Origin of the sequence: Rhodococcus oryzae (assembly GCF_005049235.1) — a bacterium.
Classification (GTDB): Bacteria; Actinomycetota; Actinomycetes; order Mycobacteriales; family Mycobacteriaceae; genus Rhodococcus_G; species Rhodococcus_G oryzae.
In genome coordinates, this window is sequence record NZ_SUMD01000005.1 from 91,358 (window position 1) to 105,176 (window position 13,819).

At 67.2% G+C, this 13,819-nt stretch carries 12 protein-coding genes; 7 read left to right on the forward strand and 5 right to left on the reverse strand.

Translation table 11 applies throughout. The features are described from left to right. Positions 1-3: 3 nt before the first annotated feature. Positions 4-486, reverse strand: a complete 483-nt coding sequence (locus FCG67_RS11885) for a hypothetical protein (RefSeq protein ID WP_136910013.1) — start codon at positions 484-486, stop codon at positions 4-6. A 126-nt stretch (positions 487-612) separates the two neighbouring features. Here FCG67_RS11885 and ctaE point away from each other — a divergent pair, with 126 nt between their 5' ends. The 4 genes from ctaE to qcrB all read left to right on the forward strand — a co-directional run bounded on the left by ctaE (position 613) and on the right by qcrB (position 4,973). Beyond that, a complete protein-coding gene (ctaE, locus tag FCG67_RS11890; protein ID WP_072754055.1) occupies positions 613-1,224 on the forward strand; it encodes an aa3-type cytochrome oxidase subunit III in 612 nt (203 codons plus the stop codon). 64 nt (positions 1,225-1,288) lie between these two features. Beyond that, on the forward strand, positions 1,289-2,140 hold the full coding sequence (gene qcrC / locus FCG67_RS11895) for a cytochrome bc1 complex diheme cytochrome c subunit (RefSeq protein WP_097212142.1): 852 nt from the start codon (positions 1,289-1,291) through the stop codon (positions 2,138-2,140). Next, complete coding sequence (gene qcrA / locus FCG67_RS11900; protein ID WP_136910014.1) at positions 2,137-3,273, forward strand: cytochrome bc1 complex Rieske iron-sulfur subunit; 1,137 nt, start codon at positions 2,137-2,139, stop codon at positions 3,271-3,273. Before qcrC ends, qcrA begins: the two co-directional genes overlap by 4 nt. After that, positions 3,270-4,973 (forward strand): cytochrome bc1 complex cytochrome b subunit, encoded by a 1,704-nt coding sequence (gene qcrB / locus FCG67_RS11905; RefSeq protein WP_136910015.1) that lies wholly within the window; start codon positions 3,270-3,272, stop codon positions 4,971-4,973. Before qcrA ends, qcrB begins: the two co-directional genes overlap by 4 nt. A gap of 114 nt (positions 4,974-5,087) precedes the next feature. On the opposite strand, the gene FCG67_RS11910 is transcribed toward qcrB, so the two are convergent. Continuing rightward, on the reverse strand, positions 5,088-5,999 hold the full coding sequence (locus FCG67_RS11910) for a LysR family transcriptional regulator (RefSeq protein WP_136910016.1): 912 nt from the start codon (positions 5,997-5,999) through the stop codon (positions 5,088-5,090). A gap of 120 nt (positions 6,000-6,119) precedes the next feature. Between FCG67_RS11910 and FCG67_RS11915 the strand changes: the two genes are divergently transcribed. Together FCG67_RS11915 and FCG67_RS11920 are read left to right on the forward strand one after the other, a co-directional pair. Continuing rightward, positions 6,120-6,959, forward strand: coding sequence for a Rossmann-fold NAD(P)-binding domain-containing protein (locus FCG67_RS11915; RefSeq protein ID WP_136910017.1), 840 nt, complete (start codon positions 6,120-6,122; stop codon positions 6,957-6,959). Between the two features lie 5 nt (positions 6,960-6,964). Beyond that, positions 6,965-7,582 (forward strand): anthrone oxygenase family protein, encoded by a 618-nt coding sequence (locus tag FCG67_RS11920; protein WP_136910018.1) that lies wholly within the window; start codon positions 6,965-6,967, stop codon positions 7,580-7,582. Here FCG67_RS11920 and FCG67_RS11925 read toward each other — a convergent pair. From FCG67_RS11925 to ctaC, 3 genes are all read right to left on the reverse strand, one after another. Next, entirely contained in the window at positions 7,566-9,932 is a 2,367-nt protein-coding gene (locus FCG67_RS11925; protein WP_136910019.1) for an arylsulfatase, read from the reverse strand. The two genes, FCG67_RS11920 and FCG67_RS11925, sit on opposite strands and share 17 nt — an antisense overlap. Positions 9,933-10,136: 204 nt before the next feature. Then, positions 10,137-10,553: a cytochrome c oxidase subunit 4 gene (locus FCG67_RS11930; protein ID WP_027500069.1), complete on the reverse strand. Its 417-nt coding sequence runs from the start codon at positions 10,551-10,553 to the stop codon at positions 10,137-10,139. A gap of 48 nt (positions 10,554-10,601) precedes the next feature. Then, a complete protein-coding gene (gene ctaC, locus FCG67_RS11935; RefSeq protein ID WP_136910020.1) occupies positions 10,602-11,672 on the reverse strand; it encodes an aa3-type cytochrome oxidase subunit II in 1,071 nt (356 codons plus the stop codon). Positions 11,673-11,876: 204 nt separating this feature from the next. Here ctaC and asnB point away from each other — a divergent pair, with 204 nt between their 5' ends. Continuing rightward, the gene (gene asnB, locus FCG67_RS11940; protein WP_136910021.1) at positions 11,877-13,802 is read left to right on the forward strand and encodes an asparagine synthase (glutamine-hydrolyzing); all 1,926 of its coding nucleotides are present in this window, start codon (positions 11,877-11,879) and stop codon (positions 13,800-13,802) included. Positions 13,803-13,819: the final 17 nt, after the last annotated feature.

Genomic DNA, 13,819 nt, shown 5'->3' on the forward strand with positions numbered 1-13,819 from the left:
AGCTTAGTCAGTACGGGCAACCGGATTCCGCGGCGGCTGCAGCGCATCCCATCCGAGGACACACCCACCCGCGCGCTGCGCCAGCCCCGCCATCCGAGAGCGCTCCTGTGAACAGTGCAGCGCGTCGAGGACCTGCACCCGCTGCAGCACCAACGCCACCAGTTCCTCGTCCCCCTGTTCCGCCACCGCCACGTCGACCTCTCGCGGCGCGGGCGCGTCCGGCGCCGCGACGGCGTAACGGTCCTGCCCTGCGAGCTCGACCGCGCCGTGCACCTGATCCGCGGGCACCCTCAGGTGGTGCCGCAGGACCGCGTCCTCGTTCGCGATCCAGCCGGGCTCCGACCCCGCCGCCCGCTCCAGCGCCCGGCTGCACGCCTCGGCGTCGTCGAAGCTCGATGCCACCACCACAAGATCGCTCCGCGTCGCGTCGAGCGGCACCGCCCTACGTCGCCCGAACCGCTTGCGCCACCACCGCACTCGTTCCATGACACCAGCCTCGCATGCCCGTCTACCTGCGCAATCAGCGACCACGCGTAGCGTATGAAGGGCCGCGACGCGCCAACACCGGACCCGGGTTCCCTTCTCTTACGACAACGCGTCATACTTCTGTGCGTGACGAGCGCAGTAGGGACCCAAGGATCCGCAATCACCCAGCGCGTGCACTCGCTGAACCGGCCGAACATGGTCAGCGTCGGCACCATTGTCTGGCTGTCCAGCGAGCTGATGTTCTTCGCCGGCCTGTTCGCGATGTACTTTGTCGCGCGCGCGCAGGCGGACGGACACTGGCCGCCGGAGCCCACCGAGCTGAACCTCGGCCTCGCGGTGCCCGTCACCGCGGTGCTGGTGGCTTCTTCCTTCACCTGCCAGATGGGCGTCTTCGCCGCTGAGCGTGGTGACGTCTTCGGGCTGCGCCGCTGGTACACGATCACCCTGGTCATGGGCATCATCTTCGTGCTCGGCCAGGCGTACGAGTACTACCACCTGGTTCACGAGGGCACCACGCTCGCCAGCAGCGCGTACGGCTCGGTCTTCTACATGACGACCGGCTTCCACGGCCTGCACGTGATCGGTGGTCTCGTCGCCTTCGTCTTCCTGATCGCGCGTACCAAGGTCAGCAAGTTCACCCCGGCACAGGCAACGGCCGCGATCGTTGTCTCGTACTACTGGCACTTCGTCGACATCGTGTGGATCGGCCTGTTCGCCACCATCTATTTCATCCGTTAAGAAGCTGAACGCAGTTCACAGCCCAAGCCCGTTCAGTCCGTCCCGCGAGACCAAAGGGATACAGATGAGTTCATCCCCCCCTTCAGCAGCCGCCGGTAGCGCGTCTGCCACGAAAGCCCGTCGGCAGCGAAAGTTCCGGCGGCGCGTCACCGGCGCCATGGTCCTGATGATGGGCCTTGTCGGTGCCGGTTTCCTCGCCGCGGCGCTGACGCCGACTCCGCAGGTGGCCACCGCGTCCGACGATTCGGCAGCGCTGATCCGCGAGGGCAAGCAGCTCTACGACACGTCCTGCATCACCTGCCACGGTGCGAACCTGCAGGGTGTCCAGGACCGTGGACCGAGCCTCATCGGCGTCGGCGAGGCCGCCGTCTACTTCCAGGTGTCCTCCGGCCGCATGCCTGCGGTGCGCAACGAGGCCCAGGCGCTTCGCAAGCCGCCGAAGTTCGACACCAAGCAGACCGATGCCCTCGGTGCCTACATCCAGGCCAACGGCGGCGGGCCGACCGTGGTCCGGGACGAGAACGGCGAGATCGCCCAGTCGTCGCTGCGCGGCGACGATGTGGCCCGCGGCAGCGAGCTGTTCCGCCTGAACTGCGCCTCGTGCCACAACTTCACCGGTAAGGGCGGCGCGCTGTCCTCCGGCAAGTTCGCCCCGCCGCTGGAGCCGGCGAGCGAGCAGCAGATCTGGCAGGCGATGGCCACCGGTCCGCAGAACATGCCCAAGTTCTCCGACCGGCAGCTGAGCCCGGACGAGAAGCGGGACATCATCGCCTACGTCAAGTCCGCGACCGAGTCCAAGAACCCCGGCGGCTACGGCCTCGGCGGGTTCGGCACCGGCCCCGAGGGCATGGCCATGTGGGCCATCGGAATCGTTGCGGTTGTTGGCGCAGCACTCTGGATCGGAGCAAAGTCATGAGCGACGCCGGTCACGGCGATACGCCTAAGAAGCACACCGAGGAAGAACTCGCCGCGATGAGTCGCGACGAGCTCGTCGAACTCGGTACGAACCTCGATGGCGTCGACATCGCATTCCGTCGCGAGCGGTGGCCCGTCAAGGACACCAAGGCCGAGAAGCGTGCCGAGCGGAGCGTGGCCATCTGGTTCACGATCGCCGGCATCTCTGCCCTCGCGTTCATCGGGATCTACCTCTTCTGGCCCTGGGAGTACAAGGGCATGGGCGAGGAGGGCTACAACGCGTACAACCTGTACACGCCGCTGATCGGCCTCACCATGGGTCTCGCGATCCTCGGTGTCGGTATCGGCGCGGTGCAGTTCACGAAGAAGTTCATCCCCGAAGAGGTCTCCATCCAGGACCGCCACGACGGCGGCTCTCCGGAGCAGGACCGCAAGACGATCATCGCGGAGCTGAGCGACACGCTCGACACCTCGACCATCGGTCGTCGCAAGCTGATCACCCGCAGCCTCGGCTTCGGTGCGGGCGCCCTCGGCATCATGGCGATCATGCCGCTCGGCGGTCTGATCAAGAACCCGTGGGCGAAGGGCGACAAGTCCGACCTGTGGACCTCGGGCTGGACCCCGACGTTCCCCGGCGAGACCATCTACCTGCGTCGCTACACCGGTCGCACCGACGACATCGTCCTGGTCCGCCCGGAGGATCTCGACGCGGGTGCCATGGAGACGGTCTTCCCGTTCCGTGAGTCCGAGCGCGGCAGCGAGCGTGCCCTGGCGCACGCCCTCAAGCGCGCCGACAACCCGGTCATGCTCATCCGCCTGCGGACCGAGGATGCCAACAAGGCCGTCAAGCGCAAGGGCCAGGAGAGCTTCAACTTCGGCGACTACTTCGCGTACTCCAAGCTGTGCACGCACCTCGGCTGCCCGACGTCGCTCTACGAGCAGCAGACCAACCGGATCCTGTGCCCGTGCCACCAGTCGCAGTTCGACGCTCTCCAGTACGGAAAGCCGATTTTCGGTCCCGCTGCTCGCGCACTGCCGCAGCTGCCGATTACAGTGAATGAAGAGGGCTTCCTGGTCGCCAACGGCGACTTCGTCGAAGCTCTCGGCCCGGGATTTTGGGAGCGTCCTTCATGACAGTGACAGACAACCAGTCCAAGGTCTCCGCTCACGCCGCCAAGGCGGCCGAGGGCATGGACTCTCGGTACCACCTTGCCGCCGGCATGCGCAGGCAGATCAACAAGGTCTTCCCGACCCATTGGTCCTTCATGCTCGGCGAGATCGCGCTCTACAGCTTCGTGATCCTGCTGATCTCGGGTGTCTACCTGACGCTGTTCTTCGACCCGTCGATGGCGGAGGTCGTCTACGACGGCGCCTACCAGCCGCTGCGCGGCGTCGAGATGTCGCGGGCGTACGCCACGACACTCGACATCTCGTTCGAGGTTCGCGGCGGACTGTTCGTCCGTCAGATCCACCACTGGGCAGCACTGATGTTCGCCGCGTCGATCATCGTGCACCTGCTGCGCATCTTCTTCACCGGCGCGTTCCGTCGCCCGCGTGAGGCGAACTGGGTCATCGGCTGCCTGCTGCTGATCCTGGCGATGTTCGAGGGCTTCTTCGGCTACTCGCTCCCCGACGACCTGCTGTCCGGCACCGGCCTCCGCGCCGCACTGTCCGGCATCACGCTGAGTGTCCCGGTCGTCGGCACCTGGCTGCAGTGGCTGATCTTCGACGGCGACTTCCCCGGTCAGCTGATCATCCCGCGTCTGTACGTGGCACACGTGCTGCTGCTGCCGGGCATCATCCTGGCGCTGATCGGAGCGCACCTGGCGCTGGTCTGGTACCAGAAGCACACGCAGTTCCCCGGCCCCGGCCGCACCGAGCAGAACGTCGTCGGCGTCCGCATCCTCCCCGTCTTCGCGATGAAGGGCGGCGCGTTCTTCGCGTTCACCTTCGGCATCCTCGCGCTGATGGGTGGCCTGCTGCAGATCAACCCGATCTGGAACCTCGGCCCGTACAACGCCTCGCAGGTGTCCGCGGGCGTCCAGCCCGACATCTACATGATGTGGACCGACGGCATGGCACGTCTGTGGCCGGCGTGGGAGATCTACCTGTGGGGCACCTACACGATCCCGGCGGTGTTCGCGGTCGCGATCATCATGGGTCTGGTGTTCACAGTGCTGATCGCCTACCCGTGGATCGAGAAGAAGTTCACCAAGGACGACGCTCACCACAACCTGCTGCAGCGTCCCCGTGACGTTCCGGTGCGCACCTCGCTCGGCGCGATGGCCCTGACGTTCTACGCCATCCTGACGATCATGTGCATCAACGACATCATCGCGTACAAGTTCGACATCTCGATCAACGCGACGACGTGGATGGGCCGCATCGGCATCATCGTGCTGCCGCCGCTGGCGTACTTCTTCACCTACCGGTTCTGCCTTGGCCTCCAGCGCAGCGACCGCCAGGTGCTCGAGCACGGCATCGAGACGGGCGTGATCAAGCGTCTGCCGCACGGTGAGTACGTCGAGGTCCACCAGCCGCTCGGACCCGTGGACGACCACGGCCACCCGATCCCGCTGGAGTACCAGGGCGCCGCGATCCCGAAGAAGATGAACAAGCTCGGTTCGGCCGGCAAGCCCGGCTCCGGATCGCTGCTCGTCGCGGATCCGGCCGACGAGGCCGCGGCACTGCTCGCGGCCGAGCACAAGAACGAGCACGACCAGATGGCGATCCTCAAGGATTACCAGGACAAGGCCCACGGTCACGGCGCGTACGCCGACGGCCAGAAGCCGCTCACGGACGGCGAGAAGCCGTCCACGGACGGCGGCCACTGACCCCGGTCAGAACCAGGCGAAGGCCCCGAACCCATTGGGTTCGGGGCCTTCGTCGTTCCGGTGGCCCGGCGCCCGCACCGCTCCCCTACCCCGAGGCACGCCCGACGCCGCCGCTCATCCCTCCAGCAGTGGGTTCCCCCTGGCCGCCACGAAATCCTGTGCCGCCTCCGCGAAGGCGCGGATCCGGCTCGTCTGGCCCGCCGCACGCCAGATCAGTCGCCACTCGAGGGCGGTGCCGTCGACCACCGGCACGTACGTCACGTCCGGACGCGCGTCGTATCGACTGGCGTGGGTGGGCACCGGGAACACCCCCTGCCCGGCCCCGACCAGCGCCAGCATCTCCTGAACCGTCCCGAAGTCGGGTCCGCGTTCGATGACCCTGCCGCTCGGCGTGGTCCGCGGCACCGTGGCCTCGTCGAGATCGTCCGGAATTCCGCGGGGCCGCAACACCTTCGCCCGGGCGAGGTCCTCGATCGTCACCGATTCCAGGCGCGCGAACGGGTGCCGGGCCGAGACCGCGAGTGACAGCTGCTCGCGCAGCAGCACGGGGCTCTGGTCGAGCTCCCGGACGTGCCCGACGTCGGCCGCCGCGACGAGGCCGTCGATCTCGTCGCTCATCAACAGCCCGACCCCGTCGCTGTAGTGACTCTCCCGGATCTGGACCCGGCACCCGGGGTGCCGCTCCTGGAAGGTGTTCGCGACCTCGAGCACGAACTGTCCGAGCGCGGTCCCGACGAAGCCAACCCGCAGCTCACCGTCGAGCCCCCGCCCGGCGGCGATCGCCCTGGCGATGGCCGCGCGGATCTGCTCGTCCGCGGGCCTGAGATCCTCCTCGAGCCGTCGGCCGATCGGGGTGGGTGTCACCCGGCGACTGGTCCGCTCGAACAGCGGGGCGCCGACGCGGCGCTCGAGCGCCTTGATGGTCTGACTGACCCGGGCGGTGGACACGTGCAGTCGCTCGGCCGTGCGGCCGAAATGCAGCTCCTCGGCCAGGGTCAGGAAGATCTCGATGTCGCGCCGCTCCATGCGGCAACCCCCTTCGTTTAGCCACAGGTTAACGATTCTTGCGCAATCGGCCGTTGTTGGCGACCTCCCCCTGAAGGATCGTAAAGGGGACAACAGCTTTCGATCAGCAAGGAGAGCAACATGAACGTCCACGCCTCGAACCCCACGACACTCGTCCTCGGTGGCACCGGCAAGACCGGCCGCCGCGTCGCGCAGCGGTTGACCGGCCTCGACCTGCCGGTGCGCCTCGGCACCCGCTCGGGCGGGGTCCCGTTCGACTGGGAGGACACCGCGACCTGGGAGCCGGCACTGGAGGGCATGACGGCGGCGTACATCTCCTACTACCCGGACCTGGCGGCCCCCGGCGCGGTGGAGGCCATCGCCTCGTTCTCCGAGTTGGCGGTGGACCGCGGTGTGCGGCGCCTGGTGTTGCTCTCGGGCCGGGGTGAGGTCGAGGCGCAGGCCTGCGAGAAGGCGCTGACGGATTCGGGCGCGGACACCACGATCCTGCGGGCGAGCTGGTTCGCCCAGAACTTCAGCGAGGGCTACCTGCTCGATCCGATTCTCGCGGGCCAGGTGTACCTGCCGGCCGGGGACATCCCCGAGCCTTTCGTCGACGTGGAAGACATCGCGGACGTCGCCCTCACCGCGCTCACCCAGCCCGGGCACACCGGCGAGATCTACGAGCTCACCGGGCCCCGCGCGATCACCTTCGCGGAGGCCGTCGGCACTATCGCCACCGCCGCCGGTCGGACCATCGACTACGTGCAGGTGCCCGCCGAGGACTTCGCCGAGGGACTCGCCGCCGAGCAGGTGCCCGCCGACGTCGTCGAGTTGCTGATGTATCTGTTCACCACCGTCCTCGACGGACGGAACGCGGAGCCGGGCGATGGGGTCCGGCGAGCACTGGGCCGCGCGCCGCGCGACTTCGCCGGGTACGCCTCGGCCGCCGCCGCCACCGGCATCTGGAACGTGGGGTGACCGTGATGAACACCAAACTCCTCCAGACGATCACGTTGCTCGGCGCAGGCGTCACCGCCGGACTGATGGCTGGACTGTTCGCCGCGTTCGCCTACGCGGTGATGCCGGGCCTGGGCCGCACCGACGACCAGACCTTCATCTCGGCGATGCAGAAGATCAACGTGGCAATCCTCAACGGCTGGTTCATGATCTGCTTCCTCGGCGGGTTGGTGCTCACCGTCGCGACCCTGTTGCTGCACCTGCGGTCCGCCCGCAGCGTGCTCCCCTGGATCATCGCCGCGCTCGTGCTCTACGTCGCGATGCTCGTCATCACCGCAGCCGTCAACGTGCCACTCAACGACGAACTCGCACGGGCCGGCGACGTCATCGCGAACCCCGACGTCGTACGCGAACAGTTCGAATCCCGTTGGGTCACATGGAACATCGTGCGGGCGGTCGTCAGTACCGCCGCCTTCGCGGCGCTCGCCTATGCCCTGGTGGTGCACGGGCAGGCGACCGCCACCGACACGAGCGCGTCGGCCGCGGCCGCCGGACACACTGCCCCTGCCACGTGGATGTACCCGGCCGATCAGGCCGGCGCCGGCGAAAGCCGGAGCCTGCCTTCCGTCACTGACGCGAGGTAGCGACCCGTACGACCTCCTGGGGGTCGATGAGATGGGAATGGTCGTCGTCACCGACCTCGATCTGCACGACGTCGATACGGCCGTTGAACCTGGTTTCTCCCAGATACCCGACGCTGACCGGCATTCCGTAGTCGTCGCCGATGTCCGTCGTCTCGTCCGCGGAGAAGATCATCGGCTGCGTCTGCTCCACCCGCCCGGCACCGACGGGGCGGCCATCGTGAAACAGGGTGACATCCCCGCCCTTCGCGAGGCCGCCCCCGTCGTATGCGAACTCGGCGCGGATCTGGTGACTACCCGCGGGGATGTCCTCGGTCGCCTCGATCGTGAACTCCCTCATGCCGAGCAGGTTGTAGACGAACGCGGTTCGGCCCTTCTTGACGTAGAGCGCCCATCCGCCGAAGCGACCGCCCTGCGCGATGACCACGCCATTGGTGGTGCCGTTCGTCGGTGTCTCCACCGCGGCGGTCACCGAGAAGGATCGGTTCTTTATGTCGAGGACGCTGTGCTCGCTGAGCCGCTTCATGCCGGGGAACAGCACTTGCCTGTTGCCCGAGACCAGTTGGGGGCGACCGGCGATGGTCGGGTTGAGACGTTCGAACCGGCGATCGTCGATCGGCAGCACGTTGTATTTCACCGCCTCGATCAGCCACAGCCGCTGCAACTCGCCGAGCTTCTCGGGCATCTCGGCGGCCAGATCGTGGGCCTGGGTCCAGTCGGTGGTCCCGTCGTAGAGCTCCCACACGTCGTCGTCGAGCGCCGGCAGCACCTCGTTCGGCAGCCAGGGGGTGCTGTGCCGGGTGACCGCGCTCCAGCCCTTGTGGTAGATGCCCCGATTGCCCGCCATCTCGAAGTACTGCAGGTCGTGCCGCTCCGGCGCGGCCGCGTCGTCGAAGCTGTACAGCATGCTCGGGCCCTCGAGCGGGGACTGCTGCACCCCGTTGACGAAGGTGGGCTCGGGCAGCCCGGCGGCCTCGAGCACGGTGGCCGCGACGTCGATGACGTGGGTGAACTGAGAACGGATCTCACCCTTGGCGGTGATTCCGTCCGGCCAGTGCACGATCGTCCCGTTGCGGGTACCGCCCCAATGTGAGGCGACCTGTTTGGTCCACTGGAAGGGGGAGCACATCGCCCACGCCCAGCCCACCGAATAGTGGTTGTAGGCCTCAACCGTGCCGAGCTTGTCCTTGACCTCCGCCATGAACTCCGGCGTCTCGATCGCGGCGAGGCCGTTGAAGTTCGCCATCTCGTTGAACGCCCCGTTCAGCGTTCCCTCCGCGGAGGCCCCGTTGTCGCCGATGATGTAGTAGATCAGGGTGTTCTCGAGCGCCCCCATCGCGTCGATCGCGTCGACGACGCGGCCGACGTGGAAGTCGGTGTGCTCGAGGAACCCCGCGTAGACCTCCATCTGGCGTTCCAGTACCGGCTTGAGCGCCTCGTCCATGTCGTCCCATGCCGGGATCGCGTCGGGACGGGCGGTCAGTTCGGCGTCGTCGGGCACGATCTGGCGCTGTTTCTGCCGATCCAGGATGGATTCACGCTGTGCGTCCCAGCCGCCGGCGAACCGGCCCGCGTACTTGTCCGCCCACTCGGCGGGCACGTGGTGCGGTGCGTGAGTGGCGCCGGGGGCGAAGTAGGCGAAGAACGGCTTGTCGGGCGCGAGCGACTTCTGGGTGCGCACCCAGTCGATGGCCCGGTCGGCCAGGTCCTCGGTGAGGTGGTAGCCCTCCTCCGGCGACTTGTCCGGCTCGACCGGCGCGAAACCCTCATAGAGGGCCGGGTAGTACTGGTTGCTCTCGCCGCCGATGAACCCGTAGAAGTACTCGAACCCGCCACCACCCGAGGGCCAGGCGTCGAACGGTCCGACCGGCGAGGTCTGCCACGGCGGCACCTCGTGGCACTTGCCGAACTGCGCGGTGGAATAGCCGTTGAGCTTCAACGTCATCGGCAACGCGGCCTTGGTGTTCGGACGGAGCCCGGACAAGCCGGGCGCCGAGGTCGCGGTCTCGGTGATCATGCCCATTCCGACCGAATGGTGGTTGCGGCCGCTGAGCAGCGCCGCCCGGGTCGGCGCACACAGCGCGGTCGTGTGGAACCGGGTGTAGGTGAGGCCGCCTCGCTGCAGGCGTTCGGCGGTCGGCGTGTGCACCGGTCCCCCGAAGGCGCTACTGGCGCCGTATCCCACGTCGTCGAGCAGGATCACCAGGACGTTCGGTGCGCCCTCGGGCGGAAGCAGCGGCTCGATCGGCGGGAACGCCGTGTCCGGATCCTTCGCGTCGTAGGTCGTCAGACCTATGTGCTGCCGGTCCGGAATCGGAAGAACCCCTCGGTACTCGCCCGCTCGATCCACCATGGCCACTCACATTCCGTCGTCACCCATCGGAACGCCCGTCGGCCCCAGGTCGGAACCGCCGACAGCGCCTTGCCCGTCCGACGATATCGCCGACAACACGGAACCGCCGACCGAATCGACCGAGCGAGGCCCTACGGAAACGGCGAGGGCGCCGAACCCCCGTGTGGGATTCGGCGCCCTCGCCGTGCTCAGCTGTGATGCGGCTCAGTGCTTCTCGGGTCCGACGTGGTACTCGAAGACCAGACCGACCGCGGTGGCCAGGATCAGCGCCACGCCGACCACGATCAGCCACGGCTGGAAGAAGGCCAGCGCGACCGCGGTGAAAGCCGCCGCGAAGGCGAGCAGGACGGGCCAGTAGCTGCCCGGGCTGAAGAAGCCCAGGTCGCCCGCGCCGTCCGAGATCTCGGCGTCGTCGTAGTCCTCGGGGCGGGTGTCGAGTCGCCGCGCCACGAACCGGAAGTACGTGCCCACGATCAGGGTCAGTCCGGCGGACAGCACGATCGCGGTCAGTCCGGCCCACTCGACGCCGGTGCGCGAGGCGGCGGTGAAGACGCCGTACACGATCGCGACGAGGATGAAAAACACCGTCAAGATCTCAAAGAGCTTGGCTTCGATCTTCATTTCAGCAAGTCCTTCAGCGGTTGATGGGTCTGGGTGCCGTCGGCACTGCTACTGGTATTCGCCCTCGAGGACGGTGGTGGCCTGTCGGTACGTCCGCTCCGTGTTGAACGGCTGCGTGGACGTGGCGACCGGCGACTCGCCGATCTTCGCGAGCGCCTCGGCGGTGGTCAGCGCCTGTCCACCCTCGTCGAGCGGCTTGCGCAGCTCGATGTACTCGGCGAACTTCTCCGGGCTGACCGCGCGGACCTCGAAGTTCATCATCGCGTGGTACGTGCCGCACATCTCGGCGCAGCGGCCCACGAACGCGCCTTCCTTCGTGATCTCGCTGATCTGGAAGACGTTGTCGGAGTGGTTCTGCTCCGGGTTCGGCATGACGTCGCGCTTGAACAGGAACTCCGGCACCCAGAACGCGTGGATGACGTCCGCGGCGTTGAGCACGAACTCGATGCGCTTGCCGGTCGGCAGCACGAGGATCGGGATCTCCGTGCTGGATCCGACGGTCTCGATCTTGTCGAAGCGCAGGTAGGAGATGTCGTTCGCGGACAGACCCGCGTTCGGCGGCGGAACCTCTTCGCCGCGGAGCACCTGCTCGCCCGCCGGCTCCTCGGCGTACGCCTGCGCGGCGACGTCGACGCCGTCGTACTTGGCGCCGCCCTCACGCAGGTCGATGCTGCGGTAGCCGAACTTCCAGTTCCACTGGTACGCGGTCACGTCGACCACCACGTTCGGGTCGTCCTTCTTCTCGTGGACGTAGTTCTGCACGACCACGGTGAAGTAGAACAGCACGGCGATGATGACGAACGGCACCGCGGTGTAGAAGAGCTCCAGCGGGACGTTGTAGGCCGTCTGCCTGGGGAACTCCGGAGAGTCCTTCTTCTTCCGGTGGAAGATGACCACCCAGAAGGTCAGGCCCCACACAATCACGCCCATGAACAGGGCGGCGATGACCGACCAGGTCCACAGTTCGCGCATCCGCTCAGCCTGCGGGGTAATGCCCGACGGCCATCCGAACCGAAGCACCGAATTGTCGATCGAACATCCCGACAGCAGCATGGCAGCAAGGCCCAAAGATGCTGCGAGCCCTGCTCGTCGAAGGATCCGACTCTGCGCCACGTTCACGCCTTCCTGATCGCCGCAATGAATAAGGGCAGCCCCAGCCGGACGCCCGAATACTACGCAGCGTAGACCAAAGCTGGCGCCTCTCCACCGTCGGGTCACAACATCAGTTCCGCGAGTCTGCGGCATACTCGGCAGAGTTATTCGGCAATCCGCTGCATACCAGTGTGGAGCCTTCCCCAAGAGCGAATAGAGGTATTGGACGCCGTGTGCGGACTGCTCGGGCTACTGACCTCCTCCGGCACCACCGAAGACGCGGTTTCACGCGTCGACTCGGCGATGCACTGCCTGCGCCACCGCGGGCCGGACGAGCACGGAACCTGGAACGACGACGACCTGATCTTCGGCTTCAACCGGCTCTCGATCATCGACATCGAACACTCGCATCAGCCGCTGCGCTGGGGCCCGCCGGAGAACCCGACCCGGTACGCGCTGACCTTCAACGGTGAGATCTACAACTACCTCGAGCTGCGGGCCGAGCTGGCCCGGGATCACGGTGCCGAGTTCAGCACCGAGGGCGACAGCGAGGCCATCGTCGCGGCTTTCCACCACTGGGGAGCCGACGCGGTCCGCCGGTTGCGCGGCATGTTCGCGTTCGCGATCTGGGACACCGAGACCAAGGACCTGTTCCTGGCCAGGGACCCGTTCGGCATCAAGCCGCTGTTCCTGGCGACGGGCAGCGGGGGCACCGCGTTCGGCAGCGAGAAGAAGAGCCTGCTGGAGCTGACCGAGCTGATCGGCATCGGCCTGGACCTCGATCCCCGCGCCACCGAGCACTACACGGTGCTGCAGTACGTGCCCGAGCCGGAGACGCTGCACACCGACATCCGCCGCCTCGAGTCCGGCTCCTTTGCCTGGGTGCGGGCAGGCGAGGCGCCGCGGATCACCCGTTACTTCACCCCGAAGTTCCCGGCGAAGCCGTTCACCCCAGGTTCCGAGCAGGCCCGCTACCAGGAGATCGCCGAGGCCCTCGAGGACTCCGTCGCCAAGCACATGCGTGCGGACGTGACCGTCGGGTCGTTCCTGTCGGGCGGCATCGACTCCACCGCGATCGCGGCCCTGGCCATCCGGCACAACCCGAACCTGATCACCTTCACCACCGGGTTCGAGCGCGAGGGCTACTCCGAGGTCGACGTCGCCGCCGAGTCGGCCGCCGCGATCGGCGCCAAGCACGTGGTCAAGGTCGTCAGCCCGGCCGAGTTCGCGGCCTCGATCCCGGAGATCATCTGGTACCTCGACGACCCGGTCGCCGACCCGGCCCTCGTGCCGTTGTGGTTCGTCGCGAAGGAGGCCCGCAAGCACGTCAAGGTGGTGCTCTCGGGAGAGGGCGCGGACGAGCTGTTCGGCGGCTACACCATCTACCGCGAGCCGCTCTCGCTAAAGCCGTTCGAATACCTGCCCGCTCCGCTGCGCCGGGCCGCGGGCAAGCTCTCCGACCGGATCCCGGAGGGCACCCGCGGCAAGAGCCTGCTGCACCGCGGCTCGATGACGCTCGAGGATCGCTACTACGGCAACGCGCGCAGCTTCAGTGACGCCCAGCTACGGGCCGTGCTGCGCGACTTCCGGCCGGAGTGGACCCACCAGGACGTGACGGCGCCGATCTACGCGCAGTCGCGGGACTGGGACCCGGTGGCCCGGATGCAGCACCTGGACCTGTTCACCTGGATGCGCGGCGACATCCTGGTCAAGGCCGACAAGATGACGATGGCGAACTCGCTCGAGCTGCGGGTGCCGTTCCTCGACACCGAGGTCTTCGAGGTGGCGTCGCGGGTACCGCTGGAGCAGAAGATCACGAAGGACACCACCAAGTACGCGCTGCGCCAGGCACTGGAGGGCATCGTCCCGCCGCACGTGCTCCACCGCGCCAAGCTCGGCTTCCCCGTTCCGCTGCGGCACTGGCTGGCCGGCACGGAACTGTTCGACTGGGCACACCAGCAGATCGCGGACTCGCAGACCGACCACATCTTCGACAAGGCGGCGGTCACGGCGATGCTGAACGAGCACCGCGACGGCGCATCGGATCACAGCCGTCGGCTGTGGACGGTGCTGTGCTTCATGGTGTGGCACGGCATCTTCGTGGAGAAGCGGATCGTGCCGCAGATCCAGGAACCGGTCTACCCGGTCCACGTGTAAAGGCGCTTCGCGCCCGT

What these genes read in the sequence shown, in the direction of transcription:
- FCG67_RS11885 (WP_136910013.1), bottom strand. Translation starts at nt 486, where the DNA reads ATGGAACGAGTGCGGTGGTGGCGCAAGCGGTTCGGGCGACGTAGGGCG.
- qcrC (WP_097212142.1), top strand. Translation starts at nt 1,289, where the DNA reads ATGAGTTCATCCCCCCCTTCAGCAGCCGCCGGTAGCGCGTCTGCCACG.
- qcrA (WP_136910014.1), top strand. Translation starts at nt 2,137, where the DNA reads ATGAGCGACGCCGGTCACGGCGATACGCCTAAGAAGCACACCGAGGAA.
- qcrB (WP_136910015.1), top strand. Translation starts at nt 3,270, where the DNA reads ATGACAGTGACAGACAACCAGTCCAAGGTCTCCGCTCACGCCGCCAAG.
- FCG67_RS11910 (WP_136910016.1), bottom strand. Translation starts at nt 5,999, where the DNA reads ATGGAGCGGCGCGACATCGAGATCTTCCTGACCCTGGCCGAGGAGCTG.
- FCG67_RS11915 (WP_136910017.1), top strand. Translation starts at nt 6,120, where the DNA reads ATGAACGTCCACGCCTCGAACCCCACGACACTCGTCCTCGGTGGCACC.
- FCG67_RS11920 (WP_136910018.1), top strand. Translation starts at nt 6,965, where the DNA reads ATGAACACCAAACTCCTCCAGACGATCACGTTGCTCGGCGCAGGCGTC.
- FCG67_RS11925 (WP_136910019.1), bottom strand. Translation starts at nt 9,932, where the DNA reads ATGGTGGATCGAGCGGGCGAGTACCGAGGGGTTCTTCCGATTCCGGAC.
- FCG67_RS11930 (WP_027500069.1), bottom strand. Translation starts at nt 10,553, where the DNA reads ATGAAGATCGAAGCCAAGCTCTTTGAGATCTTGACGGTGTTTTTCATC.